At 72.9% G+C, this 18,544-nt stretch carries 17 protein-coding genes and 5 tRNA genes; 9 read left to right on the top strand and 13 right to left on the bottom strand.

All coding sequences use genetic code 11. From position 1 onward, the window contains the following. Positions 1–31 precede the first annotated feature (31 nt). The 8 genes from G5V58_RS00675 to G5V58_RS00640 all read right to left on the bottom strand — a co-directional run bounded on the left by G5V58_RS00675 (position 32) and on the right by G5V58_RS00640 (position 6,521). Positions 32–535, bottom strand: coding sequence for an SRPBCC family protein (locus G5V58_RS00675; protein WP_165227862.1), 504 nt, complete (start codon positions 533–535; stop codon positions 32–34). Further along, positions 532–1,521 carry a hypothetical protein gene (locus G5V58_RS00670; protein WP_165227860.1) on the bottom strand — a complete coding sequence of 330 codons (990 nt, stop codon included), beginning with the start codon at positions 1,519–1,521 and terminating at the stop codon, positions 532–534. Before G5V58_RS00670 ends, G5V58_RS00675 begins: the two co-directional genes overlap by 4 nt. 10 nt (positions 1,522–1,531) lie before the next feature. Beyond that, positions 1,532–2,311: a divisome protein SepX/GlpR gene (gene sepX / locus G5V58_RS25680; RefSeq protein WP_165227859.1), complete on the bottom strand. Its 780-nt coding sequence runs from the start codon at positions 2,309–2,311 to the stop codon at positions 1,532–1,534. Between the two features lie 73 nt (positions 2,312–2,384). Beyond that, positions 2,385–2,993 carry a GNAT family N-acetyltransferase gene (locus tag G5V58_RS00660; RefSeq protein ID WP_165227857.1) on the bottom strand — a complete coding sequence of 203 codons (609 nt, stop codon included), beginning with the start codon at positions 2,991–2,993 and terminating at the stop codon, positions 2,385–2,387. Beyond that, the gene (locus G5V58_RS00655) at positions 2,983–3,453 is read right to left on the bottom strand and encodes a MogA/MoaB family molybdenum cofactor biosynthesis protein (RefSeq protein ID WP_165227855.1); all 471 of its coding nucleotides are present in this window, start codon (positions 3,451–3,453) and stop codon (positions 2,983–2,985) included. The genes G5V58_RS00660 and G5V58_RS00655 overlap by 11 nt, the downstream gene beginning before the upstream one ends. Then, entirely contained in the window at positions 3,450–3,920 is a 471-nt protein-coding gene (gene moaC, locus G5V58_RS00650) for a cyclic pyranopterin monophosphate synthase MoaC (protein WP_165227853.1), read from the bottom strand. Before moaC ends, G5V58_RS00655 begins: the two co-directional genes overlap by 4 nt. Further along, positions 3,920–5,131 (bottom strand): molybdotransferase-like divisome protein Glp, encoded by a 1,212-nt coding sequence (gene glp, locus G5V58_RS00645; protein ID WP_165227851.1) that lies wholly within the window; start codon positions 5,129–5,131, stop codon positions 3,920–3,922. The genes moaC and glp overlap by 1 nt, the downstream gene beginning before the upstream one ends. A gap of 7 nt (positions 5,132–5,138) precedes the next feature. Then, positions 5,139–6,521 (bottom strand): UTP--glucose-1-phosphate uridylyltransferase, encoded by a 1,383-nt coding sequence (locus tag G5V58_RS00640; protein ID WP_165227849.1) that lies wholly within the window; start codon positions 6,519–6,521, stop codon positions 5,139–5,141. A 22-nt stretch (positions 6,522–6,543) separates the two neighbouring features. Between G5V58_RS00640 and G5V58_RS00635 the strand changes: the two genes are divergently transcribed. From G5V58_RS00635 to G5V58_RS00620, 4 genes are all read left to right on the top strand, one after another. Continuing rightward, positions 6,544–7,125 carry a 5-formyltetrahydrofolate cyclo-ligase gene (locus G5V58_RS00635; RefSeq protein ID WP_165227847.1) on the top strand — a complete coding sequence of 194 codons (582 nt, stop codon included), beginning with the start codon at positions 6,544–6,546 and terminating at the stop codon, positions 7,123–7,125. 55 nt (positions 7,126–7,180) lie between these two features. Continuing rightward, entirely contained in the window at positions 7,181–7,528 is a 348-nt protein-coding gene (locus G5V58_RS00630; RefSeq protein WP_165227845.1) for an FmdB family zinc ribbon protein, read from the top strand. 65 nt (positions 7,529–7,593) lie between these two features. Then, positions 7,594–8,226, top strand: coding sequence for an SAF domain-containing protein (locus G5V58_RS00625; RefSeq protein ID WP_165227843.1), 633 nt, complete (start codon positions 7,594–7,596; stop codon positions 8,224–8,226). Positions 8,227–8,281: 55 nt separating this feature from the next. After that, positions 8,282–8,686: an MscL family protein gene (locus tag G5V58_RS00620; protein ID WP_165227841.1), complete on the top strand. Its 405-nt coding sequence runs from the start codon at positions 8,282–8,284 to the stop codon at positions 8,684–8,686. Positions 8,687–8,721: 35 nt separating this feature from the next. On the opposite strand, the gene G5V58_RS00615 is transcribed toward G5V58_RS00620, so the two are convergent. Continuing rightward, positions 8,722–8,892 carry a hypothetical protein gene (locus tag G5V58_RS00615; RefSeq protein WP_165227839.1) on the bottom strand — a complete coding sequence of 57 codons (171 nt, stop codon included), beginning with the start codon at positions 8,890–8,892 and terminating at the stop codon, positions 8,722–8,724. After that, on the bottom strand, positions 8,889–10,085 hold the full coding sequence (locus G5V58_RS00610) for an LCP family protein (RefSeq protein WP_230486978.1): 1,197 nt from the start codon (positions 10,083–10,085) through the stop codon (positions 8,889–8,891). Before G5V58_RS00610 ends, G5V58_RS00615 begins: the two co-directional genes overlap by 4 nt. 269 nt (positions 10,086–10,354) lie before the next feature. Between G5V58_RS00610 and G5V58_RS00605 the strand changes: the two genes are divergently transcribed. The 5 genes from G5V58_RS00605 to G5V58_RS00585 all read left to right on the top strand — a co-directional run bounded on the left by G5V58_RS00605 (position 10,355) and on the right by G5V58_RS00585 (position 10,772). Continuing rightward, positions 10,355–10,427, top strand: a tRNA-Arg gene (locus tag G5V58_RS00605). Further along, positions 10,428–10,496: transfer RNA gene (locus G5V58_RS00600), tRNA-Ser, on the top strand. It begins immediately after the preceding tRNA gene. After that, a tRNA-Ser gene (locus tag G5V58_RS00595) sits at positions 10,497–10,565 on the top strand. Continuing rightward, positions 10,566–10,634 (top strand) — tRNA-Ser (locus G5V58_RS00590). It begins immediately after the preceding tRNA gene. Positions 10,635–10,703: 69 nt separating this feature from the next. Then, a tRNA-Ser gene (locus G5V58_RS00585) sits at positions 10,704–10,772 on the top strand. 31 nt (positions 10,773–10,803) lie between these two features. Here G5V58_RS00585 and G5V58_RS00580 read toward each other — a convergent pair. From G5V58_RS00580 to G5V58_RS00570, 3 genes are all read right to left on the bottom strand, one after another. Further along, positions 10,804–11,322, bottom strand: coding sequence for a CGNR zinc finger domain-containing protein (locus G5V58_RS00580; RefSeq protein WP_165227835.1), 519 nt, complete (start codon positions 11,320–11,322; stop codon positions 10,804–10,806). Between the two features lie 162 nt (positions 11,323–11,484). Beyond that, the gene (locus tag G5V58_RS00575) at positions 11,485–12,261 is read right to left on the bottom strand and encodes an SDR family NAD(P)-dependent oxidoreductase (RefSeq protein ID WP_230486977.1); all 777 of its coding nucleotides are present in this window, start codon (positions 12,259–12,261) and stop codon (positions 11,485–11,487) included. 461 nt (positions 12,262–12,722) lie between these two features. Beyond that, positions 12,723–18,503, bottom strand: a complete 5,781-nt coding sequence (locus G5V58_RS00570; protein ID WP_165227833.1) for an Ig-like domain-containing protein — start codon at positions 18,501–18,503, stop codon at positions 12,723–12,725. Positions 18,504–18,544 lie beyond the last annotated feature (41 nt).

Here is an 18,544-nt window from a genome sequence, read left to right as displayed (position 1 = left end):
TGCGTCCCGTGAGACGCGAGGAGAAACGGTATCAGCCGGTCCCGGTGCCGCCCGAATCGCTGCCGGGGGCACCGAGGATCTCCTCGACCGAGGCCAGGGCGGCGCGGGCGTAGCCGTTCCACATCCGGGCCACGACGAGGACCGCGGGGACGGTCAGGGGCGAGCGGGCGTGCAGGACCCAGGACCAGGTGATGCGGGTGCCCGCACCGTCGGGCTCGAAGCCCCAGCGGCCGTCGAGGTGGCCGACGAGCAGCCGCATCGGGCCGCCGACGACGTCGATGCGGTAGCCGAAGGCGTGCGGCCGGTCGAGCTCGGTGAGCGTCTCGCGCAGCCGGCCGCCGTCCCCGGTGACGATGGTGCGGGACTGGCCGAGGTGGCTGCCCCACGGGCCCTCCTGGCCCTCGACGGCGGTGACCGGCGGGAGCGCGAGGTGGCGGCGCGCGAAGACCACCGGGAGCGGGGCCGCCACGGTCTCGTCGTAGGTCGCCTCGAGGGCGTGCGGGACGGTGCGCGACTGCGCGACGCGGGTGCTCACCGGACCACCGAGCCGCTGATCGCGGGCTCGCCGCGGCCGAGGAAGAAGATGCCGGGGTAGTTCTCGAAGGCCAGGCTCGGGTTGTCGGTGAGCGTGGAGTCGCGGATCTCGAGGGTCCCGGTGCGGTCGTTGCTGACGAAGAACACCGCGCCGCCGCCCTCGCGGGCGGTGTTGCCCTCGACGGTGGTGCGCACCAACCGGAGCGTCATCGCGTTGCCGTCGTTGTAGATCGCCCCGCCGCTGCCACCACCGGGGGTGCCGGACTGCGCGGGGTTGGCGCCGTTCCCGATCGCCTTGTTGCCGCGGAACGTGGAGTCGGTGACGGTCCAGGAGACGCCGATGCTGGAGAGCGCGCCGCCGTTGGCGCACCGGCCGCGGGTGAAGGTGGAGCGGGTGACGCGCACCGGCCGGTCGGCGTACTGGTCGAGCACGCGGATCGCGCCGCCGCCGAGGTCCGGGCCGGTGCGGTCGCAGTGGTTGCGGTCGAAGGTGGAGTCGGTGACCGTGAGCCGGCCGCCGCGCACGAAGACCGCGCCGCCTCCGCCGCCCTCCTCGCGCTGGCCGGTGGAGTCGCCGTGGGTGAAGGTCAGACGGCGCAGCACCAGCTTGGGCGTGGCCTGGTCCTGGCAGTGCGAGGTGGTCCAGGTGAGGCGCTGGTCGCAGGTGTTCATGTAGAGGATGCGGGTGGTGCCGCCCCCGTTGAGCGTGACCAGGCCGCCGCCGTCGATGACCACCTTGGCGCTGGTGTTGTGCACCTCGGCCTGCCGGTCGAGGGTGATGGTGACCGGGTCGGGTCCGCAGGCGAAGGAGATCCGGCCGCCGCGGGCCACGGCCTTGCGGAACGCCGCCGCGGTGCAGGAGGCCGGCGTCCCGCGGCCGACGACGGTGCCGGCGCGGCCGGCGTGACCCGCCGGCGGCGCGGCGTACGACGGGCTCGCGGGCGCGAGCGCCCCGAGCAGCAGGACCAGGGCGAGCGCGCGGAGCACGCGTGTGAGGCTACGCGCCCGACGCCCTGCGCTCCGACTTGGACGTGGGACGCTCGGCCGCCTCGGCGGCCTCGGCCTCGCGGGCCAGCCTGCTGTCCGAGGCGTTGCGGCCCGAGCTCCACACGCCCGTGGAGTCCAGGTCGATGGTGCTGACGGTGCGGCGGGCGACCGGCGCGGAGACGTACGTCGGGAGCGGGGCGTAGACCGGGTCCCAGGCGTCCGGGTCGCGGGGGGCCTCCTCGGCCACCGGCGCCTCGACCACGGCGACCTCTTCGGTGGGGTCGCGCTGCTCGCTCGGGCGCTCGACCGGCTCGGCCGTGATCCGGCGGCGGGGGCGGGCGGCGGCGCGCTCGCGCTTGACCATGAGGCGGCACGCGACCAGCCAGACCGCGAGCACACCCACGGGCGCGGCGCACCAGACCCAGGCCACGACGTGGAACGCGGCGAGGGCGACGACCGCGGCGTTCGCGATCAGGATCAGGGTGACCACGCGCAGCCGGCGCCTGGCGGCACGGGCCGCGGCCGAGGGCTGCACGCGCTCGGGGGCGGCGACCGCCGGGGCCGGGCGGGTGGCGGTCCGCAGCTCGGGGTCGGCGGCGTCGGCCTTGGTGACCAGGCGTGCCTTGCGGCGGTTGATCGGCTCGCGCCGCGCCAGCACGCGCATGGTCTTGGAGAAACGGTCGACGGTGCGGGTGCGGACGCTCTCCTCGTGGTGCTCGAGCGCCTTGGGGATCAGGTAGACCGCCCAGGCCACGGCCAGGGCCACGAAGATCAGTGCGCTGGGATCCACACGGGTGAGGCTAGGAGTCATGACACGCCCTGGGGCGCATGTCAATGGGTGTGTCGCAAAGAGTCTGGTGTGACTACTGGGATTCGAGGTGGCCGGAGGCCTTGAGCCGGGCCAGCACGCCGTGCGGCACCTCTTCGCGGGTCAGGGCGTACAAGCGGTGGTCGCGCCAGGCGCCGTCGATGTGCAGGTAGCGCGGGGCGTAGCCGACCTCGCCGATCTCGAGCTTCTCGACGACGCGCAGCGAGTTGGAGTTCTCGGGGCGGATGGCGATCTCGATGCGGTGCAGGCCGGCGGCGGTGAAGCAGTGGTCGATGACCATCGCCACCGCGCGCGGCATCACGCCGCGACCGGCGTGGTCCTGGTCGAGCCAGTAGCCGACCGAGGCGAACTGCGCCGAGCCGCGCACGATGTTGTTGACCGTGACCTGGCCGGCGAAGCGGCCGCCGACCTCGATGGCGAAGGGGTAGGTCTGGCCGCGGCGGGCCTGGCGGGCCAGGCGGCGGACCAGCTGCTTGAAGCTGGTCGGTCGGGCCTCGCCGCCGGGCGGCACGGTGGCGTCCCACGGCACGAGCCAGGCGGCGTTGCGCTGCCTCGCGCGGCGCCACGCATCGTGGTCGGAGTTGGCCAGCGGGCGCACGGTGAGGTCGCCGTCGACCAGGCGGACCGGCCAGTCAGTGGTCACTGCCGACCACCTGCTCGGCGGCGTGCACCAGCACCGGCTCGAGGACGGCGATGGCGTCCTTGACCCCGCCGCGCGAGCCGGGGAGGTTCACCACGACGGTGGTGCCGATGCGGCCCGCCAACCCGCGCGAGAGCACGGCGGTGGGGACGCCCTGGCGCACGCCGTAGGACCGGATGGCCTCGGCCAGCCCGGGGATCTCGGCGTCGAGCAGCGGCCGGGTGACCTCGGGGGTGCGGTCGGTCGGCGTGAGGCCGGTGCCGCCGGTGGTGAGCACGACGCGCGCGCCCGCGGCGACGGCGGCCTGGATGGCGTCGGCGACCGGCTGGCCGTCCGGTACGACGGCGGGCGGGTCGGTCTCGAAGCCGAGACCGGTGAGGAACTCGACGAGCAGCGGGCCGGTCGCGTCGTCGTACACCCCGGCCGCGGCGCGGTTGGAGGCGACGACCACGGCGGCCCTCATCGGGTCCAGTCCCCCGATTTCCCGCCGGTCTTGGTCTCGACCCGGACGTCGGTGATGACCGCGGCCTTGTCGACGGCCTTGACCATGTCGACCACGGTGAGCGCGGCGACGCTCACGGCCGTCAGCGCCTCCATCTCCACGCCGGTGCGGTCGGTGGTCTTGACGGTCGCGCTGATCTCGACGGCGTCGTCGGCCACGGAGAGGTCGACGCTCACGCCGGAGACGGCGAGCGGGTGGCACAGCGGGATGAGGCTCGGGGTCTGCTTGGCGCCCATCATCCCGGCGATGCGCGCGACCGCGAGCGCGTCGCCCTTGGGCACGCCCTCGCCGCGCAGCAGGGCCACGACCTGCTCGGAGACCAGCACGCGCCCGCTGGCGGTGGCGGTGCGGGCGGTGACGTCCTTGCCGCTCACGTCGACCATCCGGGCGGCGCCGGTGTCGTCGACGTGGGTCAGCCGGTCGGACATCAGAAGTCGGTGTCCAGCACGAGGACCTGGACCCGGTCGCCCTGGCCGAGGTGGGTGACCTCCTCCGGTACGACGATCAGCGCGTTGGCGTCGGACAGCGCGCCGATGAGGTGCGAGCCCGGGCCGCCGACGGGGACGACGTAGCGGCCCTGCGCGTCGTACCCGACCTCGCCGCGCATGAACTGGCGCCGGCCCTGAGGCGACGTCATGCCCTTGGTCAGGCGCGCGTCGAGCAGCGGGCGCGCCACGGGGTCCTTGCCCAGCAGCGTGCGGATCGCGGGGAGGACGAAGACCTCGAAGGAGATGTAGGAGCTGACCGAGTTGCCGGGCAGGGTGACGACCGGGACGCCGTCGAGGACGCCGAAGCCCTGGGGCTTGCCGGGCTGCATGGCCACCGGGCCGAACCAGACGCCCTCGTGGCGCAGCGCCTCCTTGACCACGTCGAAGTCGCCCTGGGAGACGCCACCGGAGGTGACCACGAGGTCGACTTCGGGGAGGTGCTCGCGCAGCGTCGTGAGGAACGCCCCGGGCTCGTCCGGCACGATGCCGACCCGCACGGGCGTGGCGCCGGCGCGCTGGACGGCGGCGGCCAGGAGGTAGGAGTTGCCGTCGTAGATCGAGTCCTCGCCGAGCTCGGCGCCCGGCTCGCGGAGCTCGGAGCCGGTGGACACGATGGCCACGCGCGGACGGGGGCGGGCGCGCACCGTGGCCCGGCCGACCGAGGCGAGCAGCCCGACCTGGCGCGGACCGAGGACGGTGCCGGCCTCCAGGATCTTGTCGCCGGCCCGGACGTCGTCGCCGGCCGGGCGGACGTGCTGGGCCGGCTCGGGGGTCTGCTCGATGCGCACCTCGGCGGCGCCACGGTCGGTCCACTCGTAGGGCACCACCGTGTCGGCGCCGGCCGGGATCGGCGCGCCGGTCATGATCTTGGCCGCCTCGCCCGGCGCGATCTCACGGACCGTCGCCTGGCCGGCGCCGATCTCGCCGACCACCGGCAGGGTGACGGGGGTCTGCTCCACGTCGGCCCCCCGCACGGCGTACCCGTCCATGGCGGAGTTGTCGAAGCCCGGCAGCGAGACCCCGGCCACGACGTCCTCGGTGAGGGCAAGGCCGAGGGCGTCGAGGAGGGCTACGTCGACGGCGTCCAGCGGGCGCACGCCGGCGAGCACGCGCGCGCGGTGCTCCTCGACGGTGCAGGGAGCCTGGCTCACTCCCTGCTCACTCCTCGCCGCTCAGCACGGTGTCCGCGGGGATCCGCTCGGCCGCGCCCGTCGAGAGCTCGACGTCACCGACGACCTGGACGCGGGCGCCGAAGGTGTAGTCGCCCTCGACGGTGAGGCTGGAGGCCTTCTTCATCGACGGGGCGCCCTCGGGGAAGCGCTTGTCGAACTCCGCGACGACCTTGTAGTGCTCGCCGTCGAGGTCGACGAAGGGCAGGTCCACGGCGACCTGGTCGAGGACGAAGTCCCGGCCGATGTCGTAGACGTCCGAGCGCAGCACCAGCAGGTCGTTGGTCGTCTTGACCGGCACGAACCGGTCCCGGCCGACCTCGATCAGCTGCGAGTCGGGGAACACCTCGACGGCCGCGCCCATCGCGGTCTCGACCTGGATCACCTTCGGGCTGGCCTGGTCCGAGGGGTCGACGGTCTTCTCGTTGCGGATCAGCGGGAGGCCGAGGATGCCGTCGCGGACGTCGAGCGCCTCCTGCATCTTGCGCAGGTCGAACCACAGGTTGTTGGTCGAGCAGAAGCGGTGCCGCTCGAGGTCCTGCAGCGCCTCCTGGTCCTCGGGCAGGGTCTGCGCGGTCTCGCGCAGCACGATCCGACCGTCGGAGCGGCGGCGCGCGAAGTGGCCGCCCTTGCGGTCGCTCGGCGTGCGGCGCACGGCCTCGATGGCGAACGGCGCGCCGGTGCCGGCGAACCAGCCCGCGACCCGGGCGTCGGGCACCGCGCCGAGGTTGTCGGAGTTGGAGACGAAGACCCGCTGGTAGCCGGCCTCGAGGAGCTGCTCGAGCAGGCCGGTGCCGCGCAGCGCGGTGTAGAGGTCACCGTGGCCGGGCGGGCACCACTCGAGGTCGGGGTCCTTGGGCCAGCTGACCGGGTTGAGGTCCTTGGCCAGGAGCTTGGGCTCCTTGTTCTGCAGGAACTCCAGCGGAAGCCCCTGGACCGGCAGCTCGTCGTAGCGCGCCAGGGCCGCCATGGTGTCGGCGCTGGTGCGGAAGCTGTTCATGAACAGCAGCGGCAGCGGGGCGTCGTACTGCTGGCGCAGGTGGAGGACCTGCCGGGCGATGATGTCGAGGAAGTTGAGCCCCTTGCGCACGCAGAGCAGGGACTTGGCGCGGTCCATGCCCATCGACGTGCCGAGGCCGCCGTTGAGCTTGATGACGGCGGTGGTCCGGATGGCGTCCTGGGCCTGCTCGTCGGAGACCTCGACGTCCCTGAGGGACGGCATGTCGACGGGCTCGATGGCCGCCTCGGGGATCATGCCGGTCTCGCCGTGCTCGAGCAGGCGGTAGTAGTGCGCGAACGTCTCTATGGCCACCTCGTCGACGCCGGCGGCGGCCATCTTCTCGCGGGCCTTGTGCAGCCCAGGACTTCCCATGCTTCGATCGTAGGCTGGTGCCGTGGTCGTGGCGAAGACGGCGGTGCGGGACCAGCTGCTGACCACGCGCAACCGGCTCTCGCTGCTCGAGCGGTCCGACGCGGCCCGCGCCGTCTCGCGGCACCTCACCGCCGCCCCCGAGGTGCGCCGGGCCGCCACCGTCGCGGCGTACGTCGCGGTCGGCTCGGAGCCCGGCACCGCGCCCCTGCTCTCCGCCCTGCTGGCCGCCGGCAAGCGCGTCATCCTGCCGGTGCTGCAGCCGTCGATGGACCTGGACTGGGCGGTGTACGCCGGCGACCAGGACCTCGCGCCCGCACCACGGGGACTGCTCGAGCCGGTCACCCCGCTGCTCGGGCCCACCGCGGTGGCGACCGCGGACGTGGTGATCGTGCCCGGTCTGGCCTGCTCGTCGGTCGGTGAGCGGCTGGGGCGGGGCGGGGGGTCCTACGACCGGGCGCTCGGGCGGGTGCCGGTCGGGACGTTCACCTGCGTGCTGCTCTACGCCTCCGAGGTCGGGGTGCCGGTGCCCGTCGAGCCGCACGACCGGCCGGTGACCGCCGCCTGCTCGCCGGCGGGAATCGTCCGGTTCGCCCCGACGTTCTGACCACGTACTATTTGGCAGTCACTCACCTCGAGTGCCAGCCCCGTGGAGGAACCTCGTGCCGACCTACCAGTACGCCTGCACCGAGTGCGGCCACGCCTTCGAGCAGGTCCAGAGCTTCAGCGACGACGCGCTGACCACGTGCCCGGAGTGCCAGGGCCGGCTGCGCAAGGTCTTCAACGCCGTGGGCGTGGTCTTCAAGGGCTCGGGCTTCTACCGCACCGACAGCCGCAAGACTGCCGACGCGGCGTCGTCGTCCGGTTCCTCGTCCTCGGACTCGTCCTCGTCGTCCTCGGGCGCGTCGTCGGAGAAGTCGTCGTCCTCGTCGGAGAAGTCGTCCTCGTCCTCCTCCTCGGAGAAGTCGTCCTCGACGTCCACCAAGTCCACACAGCCCGCGGCCAGCTGACCCTTCTCCACAGCCTGCTCCGCGTGCGCTGTTCGGCGTCGGCCCGCGCGCCTAGCGTCGGCTGCGTGCCCACCCGTCTCCCCCGCCTCCGCGGCTCCGCCCGTCGGCTGCGCCGGCTCGTCCTGCGCCGCCGGCGGCTGCTCGCCGCGCTCTGCGCCCTGCTCGCCGTCTGGGCCGGGCTCCGCGCCACCGCCGCGCCCGCGCCGCCGTCGGTGGCGGTGACGGTCGCCGCCCACGACCTGGGCGCCGGCACCCGCCTGCGCCCGGGTGACCTCACCACCGTGCGCCTCGCGCCCGGCACCGCGCCCGACGGCCGCGTCCGCGACCCCACCGGCCACACCCTGGCCGGGCCGCTGCGCCGCGGTCAGCCCGTCACCGACACCGCGCTGCTCGGCCCGGCCCTCCTGCGCGACCGCCCCGACCTCGTCGCGCTGCCCGTGCGCCTGCCCGACACCGCCATGGCCGACCTGCTGCGCCGCGGGGACTCCGTCGACCTGGTCGCCGCCGACCCCCAGGGCGGCCCGGCCACCACCGTCGCGCGCGAGGCCCTGGTCCTCGCCCTGCCACCGCCACCCGCCGACGCCGCCGCCGACGGGCTGCCCGGCCGCCTCGTCCTCCTCGGCGTCCGGCCGGTCGACGTCGGACCGGTGTCCTCCGCCTCGGTCACCCGCTTCCTCACCGTGGCGTGGTCCGGCTAGCGTCTCAGGCGTTCCGCTGCGCACGCAGCTCGTCCACGTCTCGGAGGGGACCCCCATGACCGGCTTCAAGAACTTCATCCTGCGCGGCAACCTGATCGAGCTGGCCGTCGCCTTCGTGATGGCGGCGGCGTTCGCCGCGGTGGTCACCGCGACCGTCAACCTGCTCATGGACATCGTTGGCAAGGTCGGGGGCTCGCCCGACTTCTCCGACTACTCGCCGGGTGGGGTCAGCGTGGGCGCGTGGATCACCTCCGCGCTCTCGTTCCTGATCCTGGCCGCCGTCGTCTACTTCGTGATCGTCAAGCCCTACACGATCGCCAAGGAGCGCTACTTCCCGAGCCCCGAGCCCGGCACGCCCGAGGACATCAAGCTCCTGCAGGAGATCCGCGACCTGCTCGCGAGCCAGCAGGGCGGCGCCGGCGCCTCGACGATCCCGCCGACCACGCCTCCGACCGTCTGACCGTCTGACCGGCCGAGCCCGGCCGCGGGCAGGTGTCAGCCGCCGTGGTGCGGCGGCACCTGCTCTCGCAGCCAGTCGTCGCTGGTCCGCGCGGGCTCGGCGTCGTCCCGCTCGTCCGCGGTCGTCTCGGGCAGCGCGTCGCCGAACACCTCGGCCAGCCGCCGCTTGCGCTCCCAGTCCGCCTCGGCGGAGCCGGGCGAGCTCACGTGCAGAGCCCGGCGAACTCGAGGTCGTCCTTGCTCGCGTCGATGCTGTCGGACGGGTCGTCGCTCGGCGAGCTGGTGGACGACGGGGAGTCGGTGGTCGACTCCGAGTCCGAGGGCGACGAGGAGTCCGTCGGCGAGTCACTGGGCGAGCCGGACGCGGAGCCCGAGGGCGTCGGCGTCGTGGAGCCCGAGCCCGGGACCTGGTCGGCGCCGAGCGAGCCGACGCGGAGCTTGCCGAGCGGCTGGTCGTTGGCGATGCGCTTCCACAGCGTGTCGGCGTCGGAGGTCCACTCGACGCGACCGGGCTGGGAGGTGGAGTAGACGAACGGCACGGTGATGAACCGGATCCGCTTGAGCCCGATGTTCTTGAACTGCAGACCGACGAGCCCCATCTCCTTGATGTTCGGGATGTCGGTGGTCAGCGACTTGGTCGCGGCGTTGAGGAAGCGCACCAGCCGGTCGAAGCGGGTGAGCGTGCCGCTCGAGATGACCTTGGCCACCAGCGCGCCGATGAAGGCCTGCTGACGCTTGATCCGGCCGATGTCGCTGCCGTCACCGACGCCGTGGCGCACGCGGACGTAGGCCAGGGCCTCCTTGCCGTCGAGCGTGCGGGTGCCGGCCGGGATGGTGATGCCGTACTCCGAGCTGTCGATGTCCTGCGGCACGCAGACCTCGACCCCGTCGACGGCGTCCACCATCTCCTTGAACGATCCGAAGTCCACGACCACGTAGTTGTCCACGCGCACGCCGGTGGTCTGCTCGAACTGCTGGATGGTGCAGGCCGGCCCGCCGTAGGTGTACGCGGCGTTCCACATCGCGTCGCTGCCACCCGGGATCGTCTTGCCGTCCTCGTCCTCGCAGTCGGGACGGTCGACCAGGGAGTCGCGCGGGATCGAGACGCCGTACGCCGACTGCCGGTCCGCGGACAAGTGGAACAGGATCGTGGTGTCCGACCCGCCGCCCGCCTCGTCGTCCAGGCCGCACCCGGCGCAGTCGCGGGAGTCCGAGCCCATGACCAGGATGTTGATCGGCTGCTTGGGCGCACTGATGTGCACCTTCTCCGGCCGGTTGGTCAGCTGGTCGTCGACGCTGACCACGTTGAGGTTGCCGTTGAGGTGGCGGTAGAGGAACGCGACCGACAGCCCGCTCACCATCGCCAGCGTCAGCAGCGTCGCCCCGAGCACCTTGGCCACGGTGTGCGTACGCCGCGCGCGCGCCCGCCGCTTCGGCCTCCGGTAGGGAGGCGGCAGCTCGGGCTGGGCAGGCGGCTGCGCAGCGTCGGGCATCGTCACTCTCACAAGGGCCGGCGTCGGTTCGGACGAGGTAGGCGCATCGGCACGGGGTGCTCGCGCGTCCGCGCCAGATTACGGGAATCGCTCAAATGATGGCGGCGACCGGCGAGTAACGCCAAACATCGGCCGAAGTCGCCCCCACCCGCCATGACAAGATGTGCGCCGGTCACGCCCCAGTAGCTCAGCGGATAGAGCAGCCGCCTCCTAAGCGAAAGGTCGCAGGTTCGACTCCTGCCTGGGGCACCCCAACGGCTGCCAGCAGCCGACTCCCCCGAAGGCGAAAGGCCGCAGGTTCGACTCCTGCCTGGGGCACCCCAACGGCTGCCAGCAGCCGACTCCCCCGAAGGCGAGAGGCCGCAGGTTCGACTCCTGCCTGGGGCACCCCAACGGCTGCCAGCAGCCGACTCCCCCGAAGGCGAAAGGCCGCAGGTTCGACTCCTGCCTGGGGCACCCCAACGGCTGCCAGCAGCCGACTCCCCCGAAGGCGAAAGGCCGCAGGTTTGACTCCTGCCTGGGGCACCCCAACGGCTGCCAGCAGCCGACTCCCCCGAAGGCGAAAGGTCGCAGGTTCGACTCCTGCCTGGGGCACCCCAACGGCTGCCAGCTGCGACCACAGGGGTCACTTCGACTTGAGGCGGCTCCGGTATGCACGCATGGTGAGCTGCGATCCGCACTGGGTGCTGCAGAACCGTCCGGCGGAGTTCTTGGTCTTGTCGACGAAACCGGTGTGGCAGGGCGGGTTCTTGCACATCTTCAGTCGAGTCCACTGCCCGGTGGCGGTTGTCGTCGCGACAGCAGCCAGCACGGCGGCGAAGGCTCCGTCCACGCCCGTCTGCGCCGGGTGCAGCCGGGACGTCTCGCTGTCGATGAGCACCACGAGGGGGAGGGACTCCGCGTTCGTGCGAAGGTGGAGCTCGGCTGCGGCGAGCTCGGCCTGATCGACGTCAGCCGCGTGGGCCTGCAGGAGCGTGGCCAACGCGTCGCGCAGCCCACGCGCCCGGGCCGCATCGCTGTCGGTGACCTCACCAGGGTCGACGGGAAGGTCGTGCTCGTCGAACCACCGTGTCAGCGCGATCCCGTCGGAGAACAGCTCCGGGCGTCCGCCGCCGCTGACGTGGGTGTTGACGAACGCCAGCACGAGTTGAGCCGCATCAGGCACGTCCGAGGCAGGCCGCACGAGAGGCGGATCATCCATCACGCTTCCTCCTGTGAGTTGCACACTGCCGAGCCCGGGGCGCTCTCGCCTCTGCACCGGCACGGCTCGAGGTCGGTCCCCGAGCCGTGCCTCAGGCCTCGTCGATCAGGTCAACGAGTATCGCGGAGCCGGGACCGCGGCCCCGAAGTTCGCCTTGAGGGTCTCGCGTGCGGACTCGTAGGAGCTCCACTGCGCGTCATCGTGCAGCGGCGGGATGCTGACGAGCTCGTCGCGGTCGAGGTCGATGAGGGCAGCGTCGACAAGGGCTTCGGCCGACATCACCTCGGCCGGGTTGCCCAGCGGGCTCCCGGCCGCAGCCCAGAAGCCGGTGGCGGTGGCGTTGGGCAGGACGGCCTGGACCTGCACGCCGGTGCCGCTGAGCTCACTGTGCAGCGACTGCGTGAAGGCCAGGACGTAGGCCTTGGTGGCGCCGTAGACACCGTTGAGGAACTCCGGGGCCACTCCGACGACCGACCCGATGTTGATCACCGTCCCGGCACCGCGCCGCACGGCAGCGGGAACGAAGGCGTAGCTCAGACGCGTCAGCGCGGTCACGTTGACCGCGATCATCTGCTCCATCGCGTCCGCGTCCGAGTCGACCAGTGCCGACGTCGAACCGACGCCCGCGTTGTTGACGAGCATGACGATGTCGTCGCGCCAAGCGAGGATCTGCTCGACGCGCTGGACACCGTCTCGCGCACCCAGATCAGCCACCAGCACCTCGACGCTCTGACCGGTCTCCTCTCGCACTCGCTCCGCGACCGCCTCCAGGCGGCGCTCGTCGCGCGCGACGAGGACCAGGTCGAACCCGCGGTGGGCGAGCCGGTCGGCGTAGACCGCGCCGATGCCTGACGACGCCCCGGTGATGACTGCAGTGCCCACGATGGAACCTCTTCCCCTTGACGGTGTCGGCCGACCAGAGCGGTTGGCGCCGTTATGACCATAGCGGGTTTGAACATAACGCGCCACCTGCAGAGGAGGCTCACTGCACGACCGAGTCCGACCTGGCTGTCAGGCGTCCTGCCACCGACCACCACCGGCCTGCCGAGACACCGGGACGGCGAACTCGTGCCATCAGCGGTTCGCCGTCCAGGAGCGCGCAGCTCGAGGCCGATCGCCCTCAGCTGGCACCGTTCGGTGATGCAGCCGATGCTCTGCCGCCGGCGCCTTCACCGTCGCACCGGCGGCGCAGCGGGTCACCCACTCTGCCTCCAGCTCGTCCGCATGACTGCGCCGGTCAGCTCGAGTGCTGACGGTCTGCGTCGTGGCCGCTCCGCCTCGGAAGCGGCCGTCAACTGGGGCGGTTCAGAGTTCGAGAGGTGGGAGAAGAGGTGCGCCACGGGTCACGGAAGACGCACCGAGAAGGCCCTCCGGCGGTCCGGGTCGGAGGTCGTGAAGACCAGCCGCCGCACCCCCGGCGTGACGCGGCCGGGGATCCGGATGATCCGCGTGAGCGACTCGGCGTCGTCGGGCACGGTGCCTCGGGCCACCACCCGCCCGTGGGCGAACCGCACCACGTACCGCTGGCCGGGCAGCAGGTGCCGTGCGGTGAGCTCGAAGGCCCGCCCCTGCGTGGAGACGACCGGTCGGGTCGAGACACGGAGCGCTGCGAGCGACACCCGCTGGACCGCCCCGCGGGCGCGGGCGTCGCGCAGCCCCGGGCGCGACACCGTCGCGCGAGCGACGACCCGGCGGCCGAAGTCAGCCAGCGTGCTGCGGTAGGACGAGCCGGTGGCGTCGGGGCGAGGCCGGCCGCCGACGGTCCACGTCCACCGCACGGTGGCCCCAGGCGGCGGAGCGGGGGTGAGGACGGCCCGCAGCACCCGGTGGACGTACGGACCGCCGCGCAGGGTGACGTCGAAGCCGGCCGCGGGTGCGGCGGCCACGGGGGTGGTGCTGGCCTGGTTGGTGGCGTCGGCGAAGCCGGGACGGGACACGGTGACCGCACAGGTCAGCACGGCGCCGACGTCACTCGCCGCGGGCGTGTAGCCGGGCCCGCGGGCGACCTCGGTGCCCCCGCGCCGCCAGGTGTACGTCGCGGTGTCGCCCGGGATGAGGTCGGCTGCGCAGGCCAGCGGCACCCCGAAGGTCGCGGGGCCGCCCGTGATCGTCGGCGGCCCGACCGCGAACACGCCGCGCGCCACGGTGAGGGTGAACGGTTGATCGACGTGACCGGCCACGTTGGTCGCCGTGACGGTCAGCGGGTAGCGGCCCGCGGTGTCCGGTCCGGGCGTACCGGCGAGAGCCGCGGTCCCGTCTCCCCGATCGGTGAGGGTGACCCCGGACGGCAGGGTGCCGACGACAGAGAGAACGGTCGCCGACGGGTACCCAGGGCTGGTGGTGACGGTGAACGCGCCGCGTGAGCCGAGCAGGAACGTCGCGTGGTCGGCGCTGGTGATCGACGGCGCCGCGGGCAGGCGCACCGTGAAGTGCTGCTCCGTCGAGAACGCGCCGTCGTTGCCTGCGGCGTCGGTGGCGCGCGCCGCCACCACGTGGGTGGTCTCGCTGAGCGGCGTCGTCAGCGCGAGCGACCAGGCTCCGCCCGAGCCGGCGGAGGTGGAGCCGACGACCGCGCCGTCGACGCGAACCGCGACCGAGCTCAAGGGCTCGGCGGTGCCGCTGACCGTGGGCGTCTCACTGGTGACCGTGCCGCCGTCCTCGGGTGAGGTGACCACCGGCGCGGCTGGCGCGACGGAGTCGACGGTGAACGTACTCGAGGCGGAGAAGACGCCGTCGTTGCCCGCGGCGTCGGTGGCGCGCGCCGACGCCGTGTGCACGCCTTGGCTCAGGGCGGCCGGGACCGCCAGCGCCCAGGCCCCGCCGGACCCGGCCGTGGTGGTCCCGACAACTGCGTCGTCGACGCGGACCGTGACCGTGCTCAGCGGCTCGGCGGTGCCGCCGAGCGTCGGGGTCGTCGTGGTCGCGTAGGCGCCGTCGGCCGGGGCGGTGACCGCGGGCGGAGCGGGGGCCACGGTGTCCACGACGAACGACCTGTCGGCCGAGGAGGAGCTGTCGTTGCCCGCGGCGTCCCGGGCGCGGGTGGTCACCGTGTGCGAGCCCTGGCTCAGGGGCGACGTGACCGCGAGGCTCCACGCGCCGCCGGACGGGACCGGCGTCGTCCCGACCTCGCCGCCGTCGATGCTGACGGACACCGTGGCGAGCGGCTCGGCGGTGCCGGTGATCGTCGGAGTCGTCGTGGTGAGGGACGCGCCCTCGACCGGGGCAGACACCACCGGAGCGCCCGGAGCGGTCGAGTCGACCCTGAACGAACGCGACGAGGTGGGGTCGCTGTCGGTTCCCAGCGGGTCCGTCGCGAAGGCCGCCACCGTGTGCGCACCCTGGCTGAGGGGCGACGGGACCACAAGGCTCCACGCTCCGCCGGACGAGACCGGCGCCGTCCCCACGGCGGCCCCGTCGATCACCACCGTCACGGTGCCCCCGACGTCGCCGGTCCCGGCGATCGTCGGTGTGGCGGAGGCCACGGAGGCGTCAGGCGCAGGCGCGGTGAGGACCGGCACGCCAGGCGGCACCAGCTCCCCGAACAGGTATCCGGTAGCGGCTGTGTTGCCCGCCAAGGAGATGTCCGTGATCGCGTCGGAGCCCACACCCGTCCCGCTCACCGTGCCGCCGGCGGTGCCGGCCGCGTCCCTGCCGTCCCGGTAGCCGCTGGGCTGGGTCTCGGTCAGCGTGTAGGTGCCGTCGGCGAGGTGGAGGAACGAGTAGGCACCGGACGAGTTCGTGGTGGTGGTGGAGTCGACGACGTTGCCGTAGCGGTCGGTGCCGGTGAGACGCATCGAGGTGTTGTTGATGCCGGGCTCCCCGCTGCCCTTGGCGCCGTTCCCGTTCAGGTCCGCGTAGACGGTGCCGGCCAGGCTGGACTCCCGGACGGTGACCGACCTGCAGATGCTGGAGTTGTTGGCCGCGTTGGGGTCGACCTCGCTGGTGGTGGCCGAGGCGCAGCTGTTGCGGGACCCGGCCGTGACCGAGACCACGGGCACTCGGACCAGCGCCACGCTGCCGCTCTCCAACAGGCCGATCGAGCAGGTGATCGTGGTGGTTCCGGAGCACGATCCGGAGGTGGGCGTCGCGTTGTTCGTCGACCACCGGACACCGGAGGAGTACGGCGCGGCGTCGTACGGCGCAACGGGGCCACCCGAGTACAGCGAGACGCCGGCGGGGAGGGTGTCGATGATCTGGGTGTCGGGACTGTCGCCGGGCCCGGCGTTGGACAGCGTCAGCACCCAGTAGAAGGGCTGGCGGACCTGCACCGTGGTGGTGGTTGCGTCCGACCCGCTGACGTGGGCGCGGGCCGACTCGGCCAGTTGCAGATCGGCACGCATGCGCACGGTGGTGGGCTGCGTGACGGAGTTGTCACCGAGGAAGGCGTCCGTCTCGTTCGAGGCGACCGACGCGGTGGTCGTGAACGCATCGCCGGCGACATCCGGCGGGGTGTCGATGCGGTAGTCGAGGTAGAGGTCCGTGCTGGAGTTCGCGCTCCCCAGCACGAAGCCGGCGGGCAGGGTGCACGTGACCGTGAGGGTCGCCGGCCCGGTGACCGAGGTGTTGAGGTTGTCGCAGTGGTTCGAGTACGACTGACCGGTCGATGTCGGCTTGTCCCCCAGGAACGTCGCCTGCTTCCCGGCGGGCGGCGTCATGGTGGAGGTGAGGACGACGCCAGAGGCCACGGAGGGTCCCCGGTTGGTGATGACGTTCCGGTAGGTGACGACGTTGTCCGGGAAGGTCGGGCCGGCGCTGGCCGGCACGAATCCGAGGGGGTCGGGGTTGTCGGTCGCGTTGACGCGCAGGTCGACCAGCGCCGGGTCGACGGTCAGCACGGACTGGGCGGCGTTGTTCGTCGTGTCGCTGTCCTGAGTGGTCATCGACACGGTCGCGTCGCTGCTGATCGTGCGCGGCGACGGCGGCGAGGACAGGTGGTCGGGGCGGAAGAGGACCCGAACGGCCGCGGTGCCGTCCTCAGCGATGTCCCCGAGCGAGCAGGTCAGGGTCCCGGTCCCCGCGTCGTACGCCGCGCACGAGCCCTGACCGGGCGAGGCCGAGAGGAAGGTCAGCGTGCCGGCCGGCTCCGTGAGGACGTCGCTGAGGGTGACCGACTTCGCGGTGGACGGACCGTGGTTCTCGACCGTGAGGACGACCGTGGCCCCCGTGCCGGCCCGCACGGACGGGGAGGCCAGCTCGCTGCGGACGGTGAGGTCGGTCACGGGGTCGATCCGCACCGGCACGGAGGCGCTGTTGTTGGACACGTCGGTGTCGCCCTGGTCGGTCGAGGTCACGGTGGCGGTGTTGGTCCACGTCCCCCCGGGCTGGGCGGCACTGTCACGCAGTGGACGGGACACGGTGACGGTGAAGACCGCAGTCGTGCCGGCCGCGAGAGTGCCGCCGGTCTGGGTGCAGGTCACGGTCGCGCCGTTGCTGCAGGCGAAGGTGGAGGTCGAGGTTCCACCCGTCTTGCTGGCGACGACTCCCGAGGCACCTGCCACGTGACCGGGGATCGCGTCGGTCAGCACCAAGCCGGTGGCGTCGCCGGGCCCCGCGTTCGCCACGGTCAGCGTGTAGTCCAGGGAGCCCTCGTTCCAGACCAACGGGTCGCTGCTCGTCGTCCCCGACAGGGACAGGTCGACCGCGCCGGACGCCACGGTGGACACCACGCTGGCGTTGGCGCAGTTGTTGCCGGACTGCGGGTCGGCGTAGCCGTGCCCGCCGGAGTCGGTGTAGCTGACGCATGCCGTGTCGGTCAGCGTGCCGGCGACCAGGGCCGTGGTGGCCACGCGGAGGTCTGAGCTCGAGCTCCCCGCGCCGAGTGCTGAGGCGTAGGTGCACGTCACGACCGAGCCGGCCGCCCCGCAGGTCCACCCGGTGCCGCTGGCGCTGACGAAGCCCTCGCCCGCGGGCAGGGTGTCGGTCACGGTCACCTCACCCGTCACCGCGGCGCGGGGCCCGTGGTTGACCACCCGGACGTCGTGCGTCAGGCCCGAGCCCTGGGCGACCGGGCTCGGCCCCTTGGTCTCGGTGATCGACAGGTCCACCCCGTCGGGCAGCACGGTCACCGACACGCTGCCGACGTCGTTCGCCGACACGGGGTCCGGGGTAGCGCTGCTCAGCTGGACCGCGACGGTGAAGGCCGTCGGGCCGAGCACCATCGGCGCCGTGGCGGTGATGGTGACGTCGTTGGCCGCTCCGACGGCGTACGTCGCCCGGGTGCACGTCACGTCCGCACCGCTCGTGCTGCAGGTCCAACCGGTGCCGGTGGCGGCGACGACGGCGAAGCCGGCGGGCAGCGTGGCCTCCGCGACGACCGACGTGGCGGCGAAGGGGCCGAGGTTGCGCGGCCGCAGGGTGAAGCTCATCGCCTGGCCGGACGCCGGGCTCCCCGTCGATGCCGCTGTGGTGACGGCCAGGTCGGTCGCGGCGGTCACCGTGAAGGCGGCGGTGGCCGAGTCGTTGCCGCTCACGTAGTCGACCGAGTTCACGGCCGAGATGGCGCCGGAGACGTCGACCGTGCCCGTCACGGCGCCAGTGGCCCGCGCGCTGATCGTGATGTCGGGGAGCGCGGCCACGGCCGCCGACGGGCGGGTGCACTTCACGACCTGTCCGGACGCGCCGCAGGACCACCCGGCGCCGGTCGCGCTCTGGAAGGTCAGGTTCGAGGCGAGGGTCACCGCCGCGGTGACCGCCTCGGTCGCCTCGGGACCGAGGTTGCTGGTCGAGACCGCGAAGGAGACGGTGCCGCCGGCCGGCACGGAGGTGGGTGCCGCGGCGAGCGACAGGCTGAGGTCGGCGCCGACCGTCGCAGGTTCGGCGCTCGCCGGCCCGACGGCGAGCACCCCCGCCACGACAGCCACGACGGCCGTGACGGCCAGGAGGCGGACACTGTCCCGGCGTCGACGCGGTGGGGCCGTGGCGGGACTGGGTGCGGACATCGCGTGCATCGGGTCCCCGTCTGGCTTGGTCGGTCGTCGGGCAGCGGTGCGCCCCGGCACGCAGGCTCGCACGGCGAGCACCTCCCGCGGGGCGAAACCACGAAGGCCGCCCGCGTCCGGTCGGTCGTCCCTGCGGGATGCTTGAGCCCTGGCCAGCAGCAGGAAGCGCCGCAGTCGGCGGCCCACCGACCCGCCGTACCGCCGCAGCCGCGAGCAGTCCCCGGGCC

It is taken from the genome of Nocardioides anomalus (assembly GCF_011046535.1).
Classification (GTDB): Bacteria; Actinomycetota; Actinomycetes; order Propionibacteriales; family Nocardioidaceae; genus Nocardioides; species Nocardioides anomalus.
This window is presented reverse-complemented; position numbering and strand designations above follow the sequence as displayed.

Excerpts from the sequence above, each read along its gene's own strand:
- G5V58_RS00640 (WP_165227849.1), bottom strand. The coding sequence starts at position 6,521 with ATGGGAAGTCCTGGGCTGCACAAGGCCCGCGAGAAGATGGCCGCCGCC.
- G5V58_RS00655 (WP_165227855.1), bottom strand. The coding sequence starts at position 3,453 with ATGAGGGCCGCCGTGGTCGTCGCCTCCAACCGCGCCGCGGCCGGGGTG.
- G5V58_RS00620 (WP_165227841.1), top strand. The coding sequence starts at position 8,282 with ATGACCGGCTTCAAGAACTTCATCCTGCGCGGCAACCTGATCGAGCTG.
- moaC (WP_165227853.1), bottom strand. The coding sequence starts at position 3,920 with ATGTCCGACCGGCTGACCCACGTCGACGACACCGGCGCCGCCCGGATG.